Origin of the sequence: Vibrio sp. 1-1(7) (genome assembly GCF_013048485.1) — a bacterium.
In the GTDB taxonomy this organism is placed as follows: Bacteria; Pseudomonadota; Gammaproteobacteria; order Enterobacterales; family Vibrionaceae; genus Vibrio; species Vibrio fujianensis.
Genome location: NZ_VHSP01000001.1, coordinates 695,479 through 713,592, shown reverse-complemented (window position 1 = coordinate 713,592; position 18,114 = coordinate 695,479). Strand labels below are relative to the sequence as shown.

Genomic DNA, 18,114 nt, shown 5'->3' with positions numbered 1-18,114 from the left:
TCAACAGGATAAGGAGTAGGATAAGGGTATAACGACTACACGTGGGAGAAAAACAGACGTTGAATAAACAACACTCGGTAGGTACGCCAGTTATTCGTCTATCTGGCATTAGCAAAAGCTTCGATGGAAAAGAGATCATCTCTCACCTGAACTTAGATGTGAATCATGGTGAATTCTTGACTATTCTTGGCCCATCAGGGTGTGGTAAAACCACCGTATTAAGAATGATCGCTGGGTTTGAAACGGTTGATGCTGGCCAAATATTACTTGATGGTCAAGACGTTACCCAAGTTCCCGCCGAACAAAGGCATGTTAATACGGTTTTCCAAAGTTATGCTTTATTTCCTCATATGACCGTATTCGACAATGTTGCCTTTGGATTGCGTATGCAGAAAGTTCCTAGTGCCGATATTGAACCTCGCGTGATGGAAGCTTTGCGTATGGTGCGTTTAGAACAAATGGCGCAACGCAAACCCCACCAGCTATCAGGTGGTCAGCAACAACGTATCGCTATTGCTCGAGCCGTGGTTAATAAACCGAAAGTATTACTTCTTGATGAATCTTTATCGGCTCTTGACTATAAGCTGCGTAAACAAATGCAAATCGAGCTTAAGCAGCTGCAACGTAAACTAGGCATTACCTTTATTTTCGTGACTCACGATCAAGAAGAAGCTTTATCGATGTCAGATCGTATTATTGTCATGCGTGATGGAATTATTGAGCAAGATGGCTCTCCTCGTGAGATTTATGAAGAACCTAAAAACCTCTTCGTTGCGCGCTTTATCGGTGAAATCAATGTATTTAATGCAGAAATGCAAGAACGTATCGATGATAAGCGGATAAAAGTCACGATCAATGATGTGCCTGCTATTGTTTACTACGATCAAGCGGTCGTAAAAGGCGATAAACTGCAAGTTCTACTTCGACCTGAAGATCTTCTTATCGAAGAAATTAAAGAGTCGGAAACTCGAGGCATTGTCGGCCACGTCACTGATCGAACTTATAAAGGAATGACGTTAGAGTCGATCGTTGAGTTAGACTCTGGTATGCGAGTGTTAGTCAGTGAATTTTTTAATGAGGATGATCCCGACGTAGACCACTCTATCGGCCAAAAAGTCGCGATTACTTGGATTGAAAGCTGGGAGGTGGTCCTCAATGATGAGCAACAAGATTAATCTGCAAAATGCGATTATCGCATTAATTGTCGGATGGCTGACTCTGTTTGTTCTTATTCCTAATCTGATGATTATTGGAACTAGTTTTCTCACTCGTGATGAATCCAATCTGATTGATTTTACGTTTACCTTTGAAAACTATTTACGCTTGATGGATCCTTTGTATGCCAAAGTCATGCTGCACTCGTTTTATATGGCGATTGTCGCAACACTGCTTTGCTTAGTCATTGGCTACCCTTTTGCTTATATTGTGGCCAAAATGCCAGAAAAATGGCGTCCTATCATGCTATTTCTTATCATTGTTCCTTTCTGGACCAACTCATTAATCCGCACCTATGGATTAAAAGTAGTATTAGGTACCCAAGGGATCTTAAATAAGTTACTGCTCGGAATCGGAGTAATCGAGACACCATTGCGTATCATGTACACCGAAACTGCCGTGATGATTGGTTTGGTCTATATTCTACTGCCTTTTATGATCCTACCGCTCTATTCTGCGATTGAAAAACTCGATAGCACTTACATTGAAGCTGCGCGAGATCTCGGTGCCAATAAGCTACAAACGCTGATCAAAGTAGTATTGCCTTTAACGATGCCCGGAATTATTGGTGGTTGTCTACTCGTTCTACTCCCGGCATTAGGCATGTTCTATATTGCTGATCTCCTTGGTGGTGCGAAAAACTTGCTGATTGGTAACGTGATTAAGAGCCAAGTTTTAAATGCTCGAGATTGGCCGTTTGGGGCTGCAACCAGTATCGCCTTAACCGCAGCAATGGCCATTATGCTATATGCCTACTATCGTGCTGGAAAATTATTGAATAGAAAAGTGGAGCTAGACTAATGGGAAGAACAGTTAGATTTAGCTTTATGAGCTTGGTATATCTCTTTTTATACCTCCCTATCGTAGTGCTTATCGTCAACTCTTTTAACGATAACCGGTTCGGCATCCGTTGGGGTGGGTTTACCACCAAGTGGTATCACGCTTTAGTGAATAATGATAGCTTGATGCAAGCTGCATGGCACTCAATTACTGTTGCGGTATTTTCCGCCACTGCTGCCACCCTCATCGGTAGCCTAACGGCCGTTGCTCTGTTTCGATATCAATTCAAGGGTAAAAAAATGGTCAATGGTATGTTGTTTGTCGTCATGATGTCACCAGACATTGTCATGGCCATTGCCCTACTAGCACTCTTTATTGTCTTAGGCGCACAACTCGGATTTTTTACGCTGTTAATTGCCCATATCACATTCTGTTTACCATTTGTGGTTGTGACGGTATACAGTCGCTTAAACGGTTTTGATGTGAAAATGTTAGAAGCCGCAAAAGATTTAGGCGCAAGTGAATGGGTAATTTTGAAAAAAATCATTTTTCCTTTGGCGAAGCCCGCTGTTGCCGCTGGTTGGCTATTGAGCTTTACACTATCTTTAGACGATGTGATTATTAGCTCGTTTGTGACCGGGCCCACCTACGAAATTTTACCGCTAAAAATTTACTCGATGGTTCGGGTTGGAATTTCACCAGAAGTGAATGCGTTGGCAACCGTGATGCTAGTCGTTTCATTACTACTTGTGATCACATCACAGTTGTTAGCAAGGGAAAAAGTGAAGTAATATTCACTTGATATTTAACACGGAACAGAATGGCGATCGTCATTCTGTTTTTCTATATAATGCCCCATGGGGCTACGTTTGGTTTGGAGCTAACGTCAATGAAAAAATGGGCTACTCTATTAGCTGGTAGTGCATGTGCGCTTTCTCTGTTATCACATACAGCGGTTGCGCAGGATGAGGAATTGGTATTTATGAACTGGGGGCCATACATTAATAGTGGCATACTAGAACAGTTTACTAAGGAAACCGGGATTAAAGTTATTTATTCTACTTATGAATCGAATGAAACTTTATATGCCAAGCTAAAAACCCATAACCAAGGCTATGATCTTGTCGTACCGTCGACTTACTTTGTGTCGAAAATGCGCGATGAGGGAATGCTGCAAAAGATAGATAAATCAAAGTTAAGCAATTTTGCTAACTTAGATGCGAACTATCTCAATAAGCCTTACGATCCAAATAACGACTACTCAATTCCTCATGTTGTGGCAATTACCGGGCTTGCGGTCAATACCGATATGTATGATCCCAACGATTTTCAAAGTTGGGGTGATTTGTGGAAACCAGAATTAGCCAGTCAGCTCATGTTGATGGATGACACGCGTGAAGTCTTCCATATTGCTCTGCGTAAACTTGGTTACTCCGGTAACACAACGGATGATAAGCAGATTGATGAAGCTTATTCGGAGTTACGTAAACTGATGCCAAATGTGTTGGTTTTCAACTCTGATAACCCCGCTGCTCCTTATCTCTCTGGCGAAGTTGGCCTAGGTATGTTGTGGAATGGTTCAGCCGCTGCAGCACAGAAAGAAGGGCTCCCGATTAAATTAATCTTCCCAAAAGAAGGCGGAATCGGATGGGTCGATAACTTTGCGATTAGCTCTGGTGCAAAAAATGTCGAAGCAGCACATAAAATGATCGACTTTTTATTGCGTCCTGAAATTGCGGAGCAGATTTCTCGTGATACTGGATATCTAACCGGGGTCGCCCAATCTAATGCAAAATTTAAAGATGTTGAACCGCTTTTCCCTTCACAAGAAGATTTAGATCGTGTTGAGTGGCAAGCCGCCGTTGGCCATAAAACCGTGAAGTATGAAGATTATTTCATGAAGTTAAAAGCCGGACAATAACTTAACAGTATTGATAAATAGGTAGCATTAGCTGCCTATTTTTTTTGGGTCTGCTATACTTAGCCACTGATTAGCTTCACCTTTTGCCTAATTTAGGCTATTGCTATAAGAATACGGAACTGTAATGAAGAAAAGTAAACTGTATGCTGGCGCTTTATGCGCAGCCGCGCTATTCACCACCTCTGTTATGGCTAGCGACAATGAACTCTATTTCTACAACTGGTCTGAATATATCCCTAATGAAATTCTTGAAAATTTTAGCAAAGAGACCGGAATCAAAGTTATTTATTCCACTTATGAATCGAATGAGAGCATGTATGCTAAGTTAAAAACACAAGGCTCAGGCTATGACTTAGTTGTCCCTTCGACTTATTTTGTCTCAAAAATGCGTAAAGAAGGCATGTTACGCGCGATAGATAAATCGAAACTTAGCCACTTTGCCGATTTAGACCCTAACTTTTTAAACAAATCATTTGATCCTAATAACAACTACTCTATTCCTTATATCTGGGGAGCAACGGGCATCGGTATCAATACTGATATGTTAGATAAAAGCGCCATTAAAAATTGGGGCGACTTATGGGATGCAAAGTGGGAAGGTCAACTCATGCTAATGGATGACTCGCGTGAAGTTTTCCATATCGCATTAAGCAAACTGGGTTATTCCCCTAATACTACCGATCCAAAAGAAATTGAAGCCGCTTATCACGAGTTAACCAAGTTAATGCCTAACGTATTAGTATTTAACTCCGATTTTCCTGCCAACCCATTTCTAGCCGGAGAAGTCTCTCTAGGAATGCTGTGGAACGGCTCCGCTTATATGGCACGTCAAGAAGGCGCATCGGTTGATATTATCTGGCCTGAAAAAGGCGCTATTTTTTGGATGGATAGCTTAGCCATACCCGCTGAAGCTAAAAATGTCGAAGCAGCTCATAAGATGATCGATTTCTTATTACGTCCTGAAAATGCTGCGAAAATCGCTCTAGAAATTGGTTATCCGACGCCAGTAAAAACCGCGCATAAACTTCTACCAGAAGAATTTGCTAACGATCCAAATATCTTCCCACCACAATCGGTTATGGAAAGTGGTGAATGGCAAGATGAAGTCGGTGACGCCAGCGTACTTTACGATGAATATTTCCAACGACTCAAAGTAAAATAATCATTGCTTACCAGATAAATCAACAGCGACACTTGTGTCGCTGTTGATTTATGGAGAGATTATCCCGCTTTCTACTTGAAGCTACAGTGGTGTCGGTTATGTTCGTTCACCCCACCTCGCCATTCTTGGCTCTTAACAAAACCAACCTACGGCTGTTCACATTTATTCCAGACCAATTTACCGCTTAGCAGCAACTCCAAGTTGTTTGAGGATAGGCACAGCAATGTGTTCGATATATCACAACAGTTGGTTAATGATGATGTTAGATAACGTGCTTAGTGCAAGACTATTTTTCAGATTTAACTCAAAAGAAGCATTAAGCCGAATACAATGATCATATTGTTCGGTAAGGCTGAACATTTTCCCTGGGGCAATACTAATATTATTGTTTAATGCTTCTCGATATACCTGCAAGGCGTCGATCTGTTTAGGAAGCACTAACCAAATAAAATACCCGCCACTTTGACTGAACATGGTGACCTCTTTAGGTAAAAGTGTCTTGAGTCGCTCCGTCATTTTGCGTTTTCGTTCAGACAGTTTTTTCCGCAACTGCTTCAAGTGCGATTCATAATTACGACTCGTCAAATAGTGCACCAACGTCATCTGAACTGGCGCACTTGTCGCTAGTGTACTCATTAACTGTAGCTTTTGAATCTCTAACGCTTGTTTCCCTGCAGCAACCCACCCAATACGAAGCCCAGCAATTAACGATTTAGAAAACGATGAACACAGCATGGTATTACCTGTATCATCGAACATTCTTAACGGATGTCCGGGTTCATCTCCGGAATAAAGTTCGTTATATACATCATCTTCAATAATCGGGATCTGATATCGTCGAATAAGTTCAACCAATTGTTGCTTCTTCTCGTTGGTTAAGGTAAATCCTAAAGGATTTTGGCAATTCGACATCAGCCAACATGCTTTTACATCGTGCGTTTGTAACGCCCTTTCCAAAGAATCTAAATCAATTCCAGTCACAGGATCTGTTCTAACAGATAATGCCTTTAACCCTAATCTTTCTAACGATTGCAGAGCGCCATAGAATGTAGGTGACTCAACCACAACCCAATCCCCAGGTCGAGTACATGACTGTAAACTCAATGTTAATGCCTCTAACGCTCCTGCTGTAATGATAATTTCATCTGGTGCAATCTCAACACCTTTAGCGGCATAGCGCTTCGCAATAATTGAGCGCAATTGTTCGTTTCCTGGTGGTAAGTTATCAAATGTGGAAGAAATCGGCATATTACGAGCGGCGGCACTCATCGCCCGATTAACGTGGTAACGCGGATAGAGGCTTGGATCTGGATAGGCAAAGCCAAAGTTAACTATGGAGGGATTTTTACTGGCCTGCAACACATCGAAGATAAATGCATTTATATCGACTTGCTCCGTCCATGCAACGGCAGTTGAGACTTGTTGAGTCTCATGTGCGCTTTTCATCCTGGGGGCAACTCGATAACCGGAGCGAGGTTGAGAGATGAGCCAGCCTTGTGATTCTAAAAGCTGGTATGCATGCAATACCGTCATCAAACTTAAGCCAGAATGTTCAGATTGACGACGAAGAGAAGGAAGCTTATCCCCAGAGTGCCATATCCCCGACTTTATCTGTCTTTTAAGCTGTTCAACTAACTGTTGATATTTTGCCATACTCACAACCTCGCGATTTGCACTCCTCAAAATAATAACACTTTGGTTAATATTCTGTTATGGATTTATCGTGTTTATCTGTATCTACTTCCTGCACTTTTCTCCTTTTAAACTAGCATTCTGATAATACTAATAAGCTCAAAGGAAGTTTCATGTTTGGCCTCGACGCATTGATCCTTGCAAGGATACAGTTTGCCTTCACTGTCTCTTTTCATATTATTTTTCCCGCCATTACTATCGGTTTGGCAACCTATCTCGCCGTTCTCGAAGGTTTATGGCTCAAAACCCGTAATCCCGATTATCAAAAACTCTATCACTTTTGGGCTAAAATCTTTGCCGTTAACTTTGGAATGGGGGTTGTCTCTGGCCTTGTTATGGCCTATCAGTTTGGCACCAACTGGAGTGGTTTCTCTGATTTTGCCGGCTCAATAACAGGGCCATTGCTTACTTATGAAGTCTTAACAGCTTTCTTTCTTGAGGCTGGATTTCTTGGCGTGATGTTATTTGGCTGGCATCGGGTTGGTGAAAAACTGTATTTTTTTGCCACCTCCATGGTCGCGTTAGGTACGATTATTTCTACCTTCTGGATTCTTGCTTCAAATAGCTGGATGCAAACACCACAAGGCTATGAAATCGTCAATGGACGCGTGGTACCAACCGACTGGTTTGCTATCGTGTTTAACCCTTCATTTCCGTATCGTTTAGTCCACATGAGCGTTGCTGCTTTTGTTAGTTCGGCCTTGTTTGTTGCCGCAGCCGCCGCTTGGCACCTACGCAAAGGAAACCAATCTTCAGCGATAAAAACTATGTTTTCGATGTCATTAGGCCTTTTAGTTTTCCTCGCGCCTCTTCAGGCGATTATTGGCGATATGCACGGGTTAAATACGCTAGAGTATCAACCCGCAAAAATCGCCGCCATTGAAGGTCACTGGGATAACAGCGATGGCGAACCAACACCATTAATCATATTTGGTATGCCGAGCATGGAACAAGAGCGAACAAACTTTGCGATAAAAATACCAATATTAGGTAGCTTACTTCTGCGCCATAGTTTAACCGAGCCTATCCCTGCGTTAAAAGATTTCCCTAAAGATGAGCGACCGAACTCCCCTATCGTATTTTGGTCATTCAGGATCATGGTCGGGCTAGGTTTATTGATGATTGTTCAAGGTTTTTACAGTCTATGGTTGCGAAAGAAAAATACACTTTATACCTCACGTTGGTTCCTCAAATTTTCTCTACTTATGGGCCCTGCTGGTCTTATTGCCATACTCGCTGGCTGGTTTACTACCGAGGTTGGACGTCAGCCGTGGGTTGTATATGGCGTACAAAAAACCCGCGATGCTGTTTCTACACATGGCGATCTTCAGATGAGCATAAGCCTATTGTGCTTTCTTGTGGTGTATAGCTTAGTGTTTGGCTTTGGTTACTACTACATGATCCATCAGATCAAAAAAGGGCCTGATATTATCGAGCAAAATGAACCCCATGAACTAACAACCATTTCAGGCCGTATGTAGTCTCTCTAATAGCAATAAAGGTAAAGAATATGCATTTTGATTTATCCGTGATTTGGTTCGCAATCATCGTTTTTGCAACGCTGATGTACATCATTATGGATGGCTTCGATTTGGGAATCGGTATCTTGATGCCCTTGATTCAGGATGAGAGGCAAAAAGACGTCATGGTCAATAGCGTAGCTCCCGTCTGGGATGGGAACGAAACATGGATTGTACTGGGTGGCGCATCGCTTTTAGGTGCCTTTCCACTCGCTTATTCGGTCATTATAGAAGCATTAACGATCCCTTTAACGCTGATGTTGATTGCTTTGATCTTTCGCGGTGTGGCGTTTGAATTTCGCTTTAAGGCATTGGAAAATCATTTAAAGTTCTGGGATCGCTCTTTTATGATCGGTTCTATTTTAACGACTTTTTTCCAAGGCGTGGTGGTTGGCGCTCTAATTGAAGGGTTCGATGTTAAAAACCGTGTTTTTGCGGGGGGTCAGCTTGATTGGCTCACTCCTTTCCCAATATTTTGCGGGTTCGGTTTGGTAGCAACGTATGCACTGCTCGGAAGTACATGGTTAATTATGAAAACTGAAGGTGAACTACAAAATACGATGTACCGATTTACTCATTACATCTTGCTAGTCATGATCTCAATATTAATTATTGTCAGTATTTGGACTCCACTTGCTTACCCATCGATTGCCGAACGGTGGTTTTCGCTACCCAATTTATATTATCTGGTTCCGGTGCCAGTTCTTACTGGGATAGTATGCTTTAAACTAGCCAGTTCAATCAGAACCCGTAAAGAGCGTAGCCCTTTCATCATGGCATTGCTGATCGTACTCTTCGGATTCGCAGGACTTGGCATCAGTATCTGGCCTAACATTATTCCACCGAGCATATCAATATGGGATGCTGCCGCGCCGGCCAGTAGTCAATCTTTTATGCTCATAGGTACCGCTATTATTGTTCCCATAATACTGGCTTATACCTCTTGGAGTTATTACGTTTTTTCAGGAAAAGTAAAACAAGGTCAAGCCTATCACTAAATAAATTGGTAAGGAGTCTCTATGAAGATAAAACAATGGTGTATCCAATGGGCATGGATGATCGGTCTTTGGGGAGGCAGTGTTCTCGCGTTAGGTATTATTTCAAGCCTATTTCGAATCATGATGACCGCTGCGGGATTAAACACTTAACCAGCCTCACCAAATCAAAATATTTCTGATTGAAGGCGAACACTATTAATAGGTTCGCCATGGTGTCAAAGGGCAACCTTAGGCGGGCTTCGATTCGGTTTGTAAAGCTAATAATTCCTCAACTAAACGAGGCACTTCAATGCTCGCCTTGCCATAACGTTTCTCTGCAAATTCACTTTCCACAGCACTCGGTTCAAGATTAATTTCGATGGTATGTGCACCATGCATTCTTGCATCATGCACAAATCCTGCAGCAGGATAGACAACACCGGAAGTGCCAATGGAAATAAACAAATCGGCCTGCTCTAACGCGGTGTAAATATCTCCCATACGTAATGGCATCTCCCCAAACCAAACAATGTGAGGCCGTAGCTGTTGCGGAATTTGGCAGCAATGGCATAGATCTCCCATGTTTAAATCATCCTGCTGCTCAATCACTTGATTAGAAACACTGCATCGCGCTTTTAATAGTTCTCCATGCATGTGGATGACATTATGACTGCCTCCTCGTTCGTGGAGGTTATCGATATTCTGAGTGATGATGGTAACTTGGCCATGAAGTTTTTTTTCTAACTCGCCTAAAGCAATATGTGCAGCATTGGGCGCTATCGTTGTTGACTGTAACTTGCGACGACGTTGATTATAAAACGTTTGTACCAGATCAGGATCACGTTCAAATCCTTCTGGTGTGGCTACGTCTTCGATACGATGATTTTCCCATAAACCATCTTGAGCTCGAAACGTTTGAATACCAGACTCGGCAGAAATTCCCGCACCGGTTAGTACAACAATATTTTGATAGGGAAAGTTCATACCATATTCCTTCTCTTCACTATATTAGAACTAGCTTAACATCGATTGTAAGCGTCAACCTAGTTTTCTGGATTAGACAATAGTAGTACTTTTGACTACCTACATCACGTTTAACGCTGAAAAAACACCCAGACAAGCTGGGTGTTTCAGTTCGAATACTAAGGCATTGGTTTTATACGTCGCTCATTTACAGATTAGGCCCTTTTGACGGCTGATGGAGAATATTAGCTTGCAATTGTTTCATTCCTTGAATCATCCGAAAAATCCATAATGTTATGGCTCCAGCAGCGATGGCCACTCCCACATAAGGGATAGCATGACCAACAGCGGCTAGCCATGCATTACTAAACCAATAGCGATTGACCCCCATAATCACTCCATTTGCGGTCGCGACTGTGACAATCAAAACAACGAAAAAGGTTAAGAAGAGGAAGAACGTACGAATTAATCCATAGTAGTGAGAGTTGGCAACCTCACCATCTTGGTTTTTATCAAGCCGATATCCTGCGTAGATAATCCCCACCACACCAGATAATAAGCAGGTTAATGGTGTTAACAGACTAGCAATATAAACGAACCATACCGATTTGTTCTTATTCGCGGGCAACATCATTCTCTCCTCCTTTTTCGGTATGATTCCTTGTTTGATCAGGTGCTGCTTTATCTACTGCTTCGATCTTACCTTGAGCGTCCATCTCCTCATACCATAAATCATGATGCTCTTTCGCCCATGTTTCATCGACTTTTCCTGTCACCATTCCTTCAAGTGCTCCTTCCATGCCAAATAACCCAATATAGATATGGAAGATAAACCCACAGATCAAAATCAATGCAGAGACCATATGGATTAAATTAGACAATTCCATATCTCGCCGTGTTTGACCAAAAATAGGAAAATCTAGGATCAACCCGCTGATAGCCGCGAAGGTTCCAAACACAATTAATAACCAATAAATGGCTTTTTCTCCGCCATTAGAAAAACCGGCAGAAGGGTGTGTTCCCTTATATTTTCCAGCCATTCCACCCAATTTAAGGAACCACTGAATATCGATTTTGTTAAATAATGATTTTCGCCACCACTTCAATAAAATCAAGATCAACAAAATAAAGAACAAGGGCCCTATGTAGTTATGGTATTGTTTTGCTGAGTAAATCACCATTCCCCACCAGTCTGTTGGAATATAAGGCTTGAGAAAGTGTTTCCCATAAACAAGCATTAAGCCACTAAAGGCTAGGGTCAAAAAAGTAAACGCCATGCACCAGTGCAAGGCTCTGTCTAATCGAGACCAGCGAGTGAGTTTTCGCCCGGTGCGCGGTTGACTCAGCATCAGCGGCCCTAATAACCAGTAGGCCATAACGACCATGGATATACTACCAAAAATAGCAATCGCTCCCGCGGGGGACATCCATTTCTCTTTTAGCACAAACCAAGTTTCTCCTGGCGCGCTGATCAAAATACCATGCTCTGGAAATGTCGAAGTGGTATAGCCTTCTTGTCCCTGTCGAACTTGTCGCCAATAATCTGCGCCTGCGAGCTGAGTGATCTCTCGTTGTGCCACTTCCGATTGAGCCACTTCTTTAGCATTAGAGGGTAGAGCCAAAAGGCTCAACCACACTACCAGTATCAGTAACATAAATGGTGTGGCCCACACTATCTTGTGTCGCATACCGATTAGCTCCTTGTCGCATCAAAAGCAAGATCTTCACCATCTGTCCATCCGGCCCCTTTCGCACCTCGCTCTACCACACGTTGACGAAAAATATCAGACACTTTTTCCGCATCACCTGCAAGTAGTGCCTTAGTTGAACATAAAGATGCACACATAGGGAGTTTCCCTTCTGCAATACGATTGGCTCCATATTTGCGACGTTCTTCTTCTGAACCGGGTTCTGTCTCTGGCCCACCAGCACAGAATGTACATTTATCCATTTTCCCTCGTTCACCAAATGCGCTTTGTTTAGGGAATTGAGGTGCTCCAAACGGACATGCAAACAAGCAATAACCGCAACCAATACAGAGATCTTTGTTGTGTAAAACAATGCCGTCGTCGGTGTGAACAAAACAATCTGCCGGACAAACCGCCATGCAAGGCGCATCAGTACAGTGCATGCAAGCAACCGAGATTGAGTTTTCTCCGGGCTCCCCATCATTGAGTGTCACCACACGTCGCCGCTGAATCCCCCACTCTAAGGCATCATCATTTTCATTTTTACAAGCAGTAACGCAGCCATTGCACTCAATACAGCGCTTGGTATCACAAAGGAATTTCATTCTAGCCATTGGTTCGCTCCTTACGCTTTACGAATATTACAGAGGGTGACTTTGGTTTCTTGCATCTGAGTTACCGGATCATAACCATAAGTGGTCGCAATATTTGCTGACTCACCAATGACATAAGGATCAGTGCCTTCTGGATATTTATGACGCAAATCTTCACCTTGAAACTTGCCTCCAAAATGGAAAGGAATAAAGGCCATACCCGGCTTCACTCGACGGGTAACCATGGCTTTAACATGAATACGACCTTTTTCTGCGCCTTCGACCCACACCATATCACCATCTTTAAAACCTAGATCGTTGGCATCTTTCGGGTTTACCTCAACAAACATCTCTTGCTGTAGCTCTGCCAACCAAGGATTTGAGCGAGTTTCTTCGCCACCACCTTCATACTCAACCAGACGACCGGAGGTCAGGATGATCGGGTATTCTTGCGATTTATCGATGTCTTGAATGGATTTATATAACGTCGGCATCCTAAAGATGGCGTCTTTATCGTCCCAAGTTGGATAATCGGCGATCAGATCTCGGCGAGGGGTATAAAGCGGTTCACGGTGTAAAGGCACTCGATCAGGGAAAGTCCACACAATGGCTCGCGCCTTTGCGTTACCAAAGGGAATGCAACCATGTTTAATCGCCACGCGCTGAATGCCACCAGACAAATCTGTTTTCCAATTTTTACCTTCAGCAGCCATTTTTTCTGACTCGGTAAGGTCATTCCACCAACCAAGGTGCTTCAAGAGTTTGTCATTAAACTCTGGATAGCCATCTTCAATTTCACTCCCCTGAGAAAAACTCTCTTCTGCCAATAATGATTGACCTTCAAATTCGACCCCATAACGCGCACGAAATGTACCGCCACCTAAAGCGACGGGTTTAGAGGTATCATAAAGAATATGAGTTCCTGGATGTTTTAACTCAGGCGTGCCCCAACATGGCCAAGGCAAACCATAAGTTTCACCATGAATGGGGCCGCCTTCCGCTTGTAACGTCGTCTTATGGAAGGTATGCCAATTTTGTTGATGAGCTTTCAAGCGCTCAGGGCTTTGACCAGTATAACCGATGGTCCACATGCCTCTATTAAACTCACGGGTAAGATCTTCAATAAGAGGTTGATCGTTTTCAATATGAATATGCTTAAAGAGCTGCTGCGAAAATCCTAATTTTTTACTGAGCAGATACATAATTTCATGGTCTGGTTTCGACTCAAACAGCGGTTCAATGACTTGATCTCGCCACTGAATAGACCGGTTAGATGCCGTCACGCTACCATAAGTTTCAAATTGCGTGGTCGCTGGCAATAAATACACACCGTCATGACGCTCGTTCATAACCGCTGCCACGGTTGGATACGGATCCACAATCACCATCATATCGAGCTTTTGCATGGCTTTTTTCATTTCGACACCACGCGTTTGGGAGTTCACTGCATGGCCCCAATAAAACATAGCTCGAATATTCTCTCGCTGTTGAATATTATGTTTATCCTCTAAAACTCCATCTATCCAACGAGAAACCGGAATACCAAAGGTATTCATCGGCTTGCTGCCTCCATACGTACCACTATCAAATCGATTTGCAATCCAATCGAAATCTAAATCCCATACTTTGGCCCAATGACGCCACGCTCCCTCAGATAGACCGTAATAACCAGGGAGAGAATCAGCCAATACACCCAAATCGGTTGCGCCTTGCACATTGTCATGACCACGGAAAATATTCGCGCCACCGCCGGCTTTGCCTAAGTTACCGAGCGCGAGTTCAAGCACACAATAGGCACGGGTATTATTATTACCTGTCGTATGTTGTGTGCCACCCATACACCAGACGACACAACCAGGACGGTGTTCAGAAAGCAATTTAGCGGTTTGATAAACATCCCGTTCACTCACCCCGGTGACGCGCTCGACTTCTTTAGGATGCCATTTCGCTACCTCTTGGCGAATTTCCTCCATGCCAAAAACACGCTGGCGAATGAAGTTTTTATCTTCCCATTGATTGTTAAATACATGCCAAAGCACACCCCAAATAAATGCCACATCGGTACCGGGTCGAAGAGAGACATAGTGATCGGCTTTGGCTGCCGTGCGCGTCCGACGAGGATCGGCAACAACGATCTTACAATTATTCTTTTCTTTAGCGATCAAAATGTGCTGCATCGCTACGGGATGAGCTTCAGCGGGATTAGAACCAATAAATAGAATCGATTTACTATTGTGCATATCATTAAATGAGTTGGTCATTGCACCATAACCCCAAGTGTTCGCAACCCCTGCGACCGTCGTGGAGTGACAAATACGAGCTTGGTGATCGACGTTATTGGTTCCCCACAATGAAGCCATTTTTCTAAATAGGTAGGCTTGTTCGTTACTATGCTTAGCACTGCCTAGCCAATAAACTGAATCTGGTCCTGATTGTTGACGGATTTTTAATAATTCATCGCCTATTTCATCAATCGCCTGCTGCCATGAAAGTCGTTTCCATTGGCCACCTTCAAGCTTCATCGGATATTTTAGTCGTCTTTCGCCATGACCATGTTCACGCAGCGCCGCTCCTTTAGCACAATGTCCGCCCGCGTTAAACGGGTGATCAAACGCCGGCTCTTGCCCCGTCCATACACCATTTTGTACTTCAGCATAAATACCACAACCGACCGAACAATGAGAGCAAATGGTTCGTTTAATCTCTGTTTTTACATCACGCTTAACCGTATTGGCTTGGGCTTTTTTGATCATTCCCGGAGCAAAGAGCGCTGAACCGACCACCGCACCGCCAGCAGCAAGTGAACTATTTTTTATAAAAGTTCGACGACTAAGACCTAACCTATTGGGCTGCTTCTCTTTCTGTTCAGAACGTTTAATGAGTTTCATCACGCTCTCCTATAATGTTTCGTAATAATCGCGGATATGTTGGGTTTCGTGATAACCTTTTTTTAATTTTGGTTCGCTTTCGGGCTGTGGCTCAGCCGCAATGGCAGATTGGCCAACACTGGTAATCACACCACCAGCAACGGCAGCACTGGCTAAACTTTTTAGCATCTCTCGTCTACTGGTATTGATAGGTTGTTGTGCTTTTTTCATACTTTGCTTCCTTTTCCCGTTCTAAGTAACCTAGAGGTCGTAGCCATCGGCTGGTCTACTAACGGTTATTATGTACGACTGACTACTGGACTAAATTTTTGACTCTCATGGTATGAGTATTCGGTTTACTGGCCATGGTTACTGGGCTCATTTGAATTTGCTCTAAGTAAAAAAAAGCCTGCATTAAAGCGCCAATTGCGCGATAAAAATGAGCATGTGCCGCCTGTTCAATTTGTTGCGCCAACTTTACAAACCATGGAGCGATATGACGATTGAAAAAAGGTTGTTGATGATCGGAGGATTCAGTAATTAAAAAAGCCATACTTTCACACAAGGCAGAGATATGGTCCTCTGGCTCTTTGACCACATCATTGCGTGACAAACCTAGTTCAGCCATATGTTGACGAAGCTCAGCCAATGGTTTTTCCATTAAAGACCCTGTCATGTGCCATGAGGCAAAAGGCACAACTTCACCCCGACCAATACCAATAAAGACTGTTTGATATTCCTCTTCTAATTGATTGAGATCGGATTGACGTGCCGCATTCGCTACATCAAGCCATGCCTGACTGATGACACTCGTACCCTCTTCAACCTCTAATTCGGCAAGAAACTCTTTTTGCTGCTGGTTAGGAGCACGGCGAAATAATGCAGCTAAAAGAAGATAGATGTCGGCGCGCATTGCGTCTGCTTGTTCCATTATAACGACCTCAATAGTGGAGTTGTTGCTCTGGGTTTTCTGCCATAGATTCAAAAATATCGATAACTCGGCAATCTTCACACATAGCGATTCGGTTTATCGCAGTTTGATCAGAAAAGTGAGAGTGACCGCGTAACTTATCTTGTAACATAGAGATCATCGATTGCGGAGCAAATGCTTTATGACAACGTAGACAACGAGCAGGTTGTTCTTGGTGTAAAACTTGAGCCGACCGACGCTCCGACGCATTCCAATTCATACGAGGTATTGCCGTTAACGCTTTTTCTGGACAGGCAGCAACACACAAGCCACACTGCACACAATCTTGCTCAACAAAATTTAATGATGGAATATCACCACTGTGGTGTAGGGCTCGAGTCGGACACACGGCGACACAACTCATGCATAAGGTACAATCTTGGCTTGCGCATTCAATCCGGCCAAAAGGGGCTGAATGGCTAAGCGGTAACATTTCTGGCGGCTGCGGTAATAAGGAAACGAATCCATCTAAGGCTTGGTATAACCGTTGGCGTTTATTCCCGGAAAGCTCTCCTATTCGTAAATCAAAATCATCTGTACATAATGTCGGAGCACTGTCACGCAACGATTCTAGATAGAGAATATCGATCGTTTCCTTGGCTATCCCCAATGATTCGAGCAAAGTCTGTGCTAATGCAACCTCTTGATTTAGTACTCGCAAAATCGTTTGAGGCATATGATGGCTTGCTGCAAACAAAACTTGAGTCGCACCATTAACTAATGCGGCAAACCAAGTATCCATTCCCACCGAAGGGAGTTCTTCTAAAAGCACTGGGATCACATTATCAGGTAAGGCTCTTAGCGCCATAAGGTTGTATTTTTCGTGGCGTTCACTGCAAAATAATACAATCGGCTTTTCACCTTGAGCTTGGAAGTAATGTTTCAGTAACCGCTCAATAAATTTTTGCGTATCTGTCGGGTTTGGTAATGCATAATGAATCGCTTCGGTTGGACACGCGGTAGCGCAGGTCCCCACACCTTGGCATAAATAAGGGTTTATCTGGATGTGATGCCCCGTTTGCGACGAGCCCTCACTTGATAATGCCCCCGCAGGACAGGCATCAACACAACGCTCACATCCCTTTACACCACGTGAGCTATGGGCACATAAATGAATATCAAGGCGAAAATATTTCGGTTTATCAAACGTCCCGATTAAGGTTGGGATCGTTTCTAAAGCCTCTGCGAGCTTAGACCCACCGCTACCAACAGGAAAATAGCCGGGGACAGGAACTTCTTCTTTCATCACACCATTCAAAGATAAATCGAGCACAATATCGAAGTGCGCTTGCGAAATCGACACATCGGCTAAATTGGTTGTTAACCCATGATTGTCAACTTGGACTAGGAAAGCACCGAGATAACCGCTGATTTGTACAGCATCAGCGAAATACAACGATTCCATGTCGCCCGCTTCTCCATCAATGGAAAGAAGTGTGACAGAACGCATTGATGACAATTGCTGGGCAGCCCGCTCAACTAGGCTGGTTGGGCCAATAATCAATGTATGGCCACCACTTTGATAACTCACCGTAGGAGGAATTAAATTATTAAGCTCAACTGTATTTTGTAGCGCATACCAACGGGCTTGACCCGCTTGTGACGTCGCTTGTTGTAAATAATCATTTAACATTGCTCTATTCCATATATAAGCAGACTCATTGGCCTGCTCTTAGTTATTACATAGAGCTAGCAAATAACATTCCAACAAAAAACACTTTTATTATTAATGCGTTAGCTATTATCCAAAACAAGATAGTGAAGAA

Annotated in this window: 17 protein-coding genes; 8 read left to right on the top strand and 9 right to left on the bottom strand. The window is 43.2% G+C overall.

Annotated elements, in window-relative coordinates:
* Nucleotides 1-41: 41 nt before the first annotated feature.
* From potA to FKN05_RS03365, 5 genes are all read left to right on the top strand, one after another.
* Nucleotides 42-1,175: a spermidine/putrescine ABC transporter ATP-binding protein PotA gene (gene potA, locus FKN05_RS03385; RefSeq protein WP_170886900.1), complete on the top strand. Its 1,134-nt coding sequence runs from the start codon at nucleotides 42-44 to the stop codon at nucleotides 1,173-1,175.
* Nucleotides 1,159-2,016 (top strand): spermidine/putrescine ABC transporter permease PotB, encoded by an 858-nt coding sequence (gene potB / locus FKN05_RS03380; protein WP_170887232.1) that lies wholly within the window; start codon nucleotides 1,159-1,161, stop codon nucleotides 2,014-2,016. The genes potA and potB overlap by 17 nt, the downstream gene beginning before the upstream one ends.
* Nucleotides 2,016-2,786, top strand: coding sequence for a spermidine/putrescine ABC transporter permease PotC (potC, locus tag FKN05_RS03375; protein WP_099612431.1), 771 nt, complete (start codon nucleotides 2,016-2,018; stop codon nucleotides 2,784-2,786). Before potB ends, potC begins: the two co-directional genes overlap by 1 nt.
* A 98-nt stretch (nucleotides 2,787-2,884) precedes the next feature.
* Nucleotides 2,885-3,916: an extracellular solute-binding protein gene (locus FKN05_RS03370; RefSeq protein WP_170886899.1), complete on the top strand. Its 1,032-nt coding sequence runs from the start codon at nucleotides 2,885-2,887 to the stop codon at nucleotides 3,914-3,916.
* A 124-nt stretch (nucleotides 3,917-4,040) separates the two neighbouring features.
* Nucleotides 4,041-5,078, top strand: a complete 1,038-nt coding sequence (locus tag FKN05_RS03365; protein ID WP_170886898.1) for an extracellular solute-binding protein — start codon at nucleotides 4,041-4,043, stop codon at nucleotides 5,076-5,078.
* A 237-nt stretch (nucleotides 5,079-5,315) separates the two neighbouring features.
* Here FKN05_RS03365 and FKN05_RS03360 read toward each other — a convergent pair whose 3' ends face one another.
* Nucleotides 5,316-6,731: an aminotransferase-like domain-containing protein gene (locus FKN05_RS03360; RefSeq protein WP_170886897.1), complete on the bottom strand. Its 1,416-nt coding sequence runs from the start codon at nucleotides 6,729-6,731 to the stop codon at nucleotides 5,316-5,318.
* Between the two features lie 152 nt (nucleotides 6,732-6,883).
* Here FKN05_RS03360 and FKN05_RS03355 point away from each other — a divergent pair, with 152 nt between their 5' ends.
* The 3 genes from FKN05_RS03355 to FKN05_RS03345 are packed head-to-tail and all read left to right on the top strand — an operon-like array spanning nucleotide 6,884 to nucleotide 9,438.
* Nucleotides 6,884-8,251, top strand: coding sequence for a cytochrome ubiquinol oxidase subunit I (locus FKN05_RS03355; RefSeq protein ID WP_170886896.1), 1,368 nt, complete (start codon nucleotides 6,884-6,886; stop codon nucleotides 8,249-8,251).
* A gap of 29 nt (nucleotides 8,252-8,280) precedes the next feature.
* Nucleotides 8,281-9,288 (top strand): cytochrome d ubiquinol oxidase subunit II, encoded by a 1,008-nt coding sequence (gene cydB / locus FKN05_RS03350; protein WP_099612436.1) that lies wholly within the window; start codon nucleotides 8,281-8,283, stop codon nucleotides 9,286-9,288.
* A 21-nt stretch (nucleotides 9,289-9,309) separates the two neighbouring features.
* Complete coding sequence (locus tag FKN05_RS03345) at nucleotides 9,310-9,438, top strand: DUF2474 domain-containing protein (protein WP_099612437.1); 129 nt, start codon at nucleotides 9,310-9,312, stop codon at nucleotides 9,436-9,438.
* A 78-nt stretch (nucleotides 9,439-9,516) separates the two neighbouring features.
* On the opposite strand, the gene cobB is transcribed toward FKN05_RS03345, so the two are convergent.
* From cobB to FKN05_RS03305, 8 genes are all read right to left on the bottom strand, one after another.
* Complete coding sequence (cobB, locus tag FKN05_RS03340; protein WP_099612438.1) at nucleotides 9,517-10,251, bottom strand: Sir2 family NAD+-dependent deacetylase; 735 nt, start codon at nucleotides 10,249-10,251, stop codon at nucleotides 9,517-9,519.
* A gap of 187 nt (nucleotides 10,252-10,438) precedes the next feature.
* A complete protein-coding gene (locus FKN05_RS03335) occupies nucleotides 10,439-10,861 on the bottom strand; it encodes a hypothetical protein (RefSeq protein WP_170887231.1) in 423 nt (140 codons plus the stop codon).
* On the bottom strand, nucleotides 10,845-11,918 hold the full coding sequence (locus FKN05_RS03330) for a formate dehydrogenase subunit gamma (RefSeq protein ID WP_170886895.1): 1,074 nt from the start codon (nucleotides 11,916-11,918) through the stop codon (nucleotides 10,845-10,847). The genes FKN05_RS03335 and FKN05_RS03330 overlap by 17 nt, the downstream gene beginning before the upstream one ends.
* 5 nt (nucleotides 11,919-11,923) lie before the next feature.
* Nucleotides 11,924-12,532: a formate dehydrogenase FDH3 subunit beta gene (gene fdh3B / locus FKN05_RS03325; RefSeq protein ID WP_099612440.1), complete on the bottom strand. Its 609-nt coding sequence runs from the start codon at nucleotides 12,530-12,532 to the stop codon at nucleotides 11,924-11,926.
* Between the two features lie 11 nt (nucleotides 12,533-12,543).
* A complete protein-coding gene (locus tag FKN05_RS03320) occupies nucleotides 12,544-15,399 on the bottom strand; it encodes a formate dehydrogenase subunit alpha (RefSeq protein WP_170886894.1) in 2,856 nt (951 codons plus the stop codon).
* 9 nt (nucleotides 15,400-15,408) lie between these two features.
* Complete coding sequence (locus FKN05_RS03315; protein ID WP_099612442.1) at nucleotides 15,409-15,609, bottom strand: transcriptional initiation protein Tat; 201 nt, start codon at nucleotides 15,607-15,609, stop codon at nucleotides 15,409-15,411.
* Between the two features lie 82 nt (nucleotides 15,610-15,691).
* Nucleotides 15,692-16,309, bottom strand: a complete 618-nt coding sequence (locus FKN05_RS03310; RefSeq protein ID WP_237665784.1) for a TorD/DmsD family molecular chaperone — start codon at nucleotides 16,307-16,309, stop codon at nucleotides 15,692-15,694.
* A gap of 10 nt (nucleotides 16,310-16,319) precedes the next feature.
* Nucleotides 16,320-17,981 carry a 4Fe-4S binding protein gene (locus FKN05_RS03305; protein ID WP_170886893.1) on the bottom strand — a complete coding sequence of 554 codons (1,662 nt, stop codon included), beginning with the start codon at nucleotides 17,979-17,981 and terminating at the stop codon, nucleotides 16,320-16,322.
* Nucleotides 17,982-18,114: the final 133 nt, after the last annotated feature.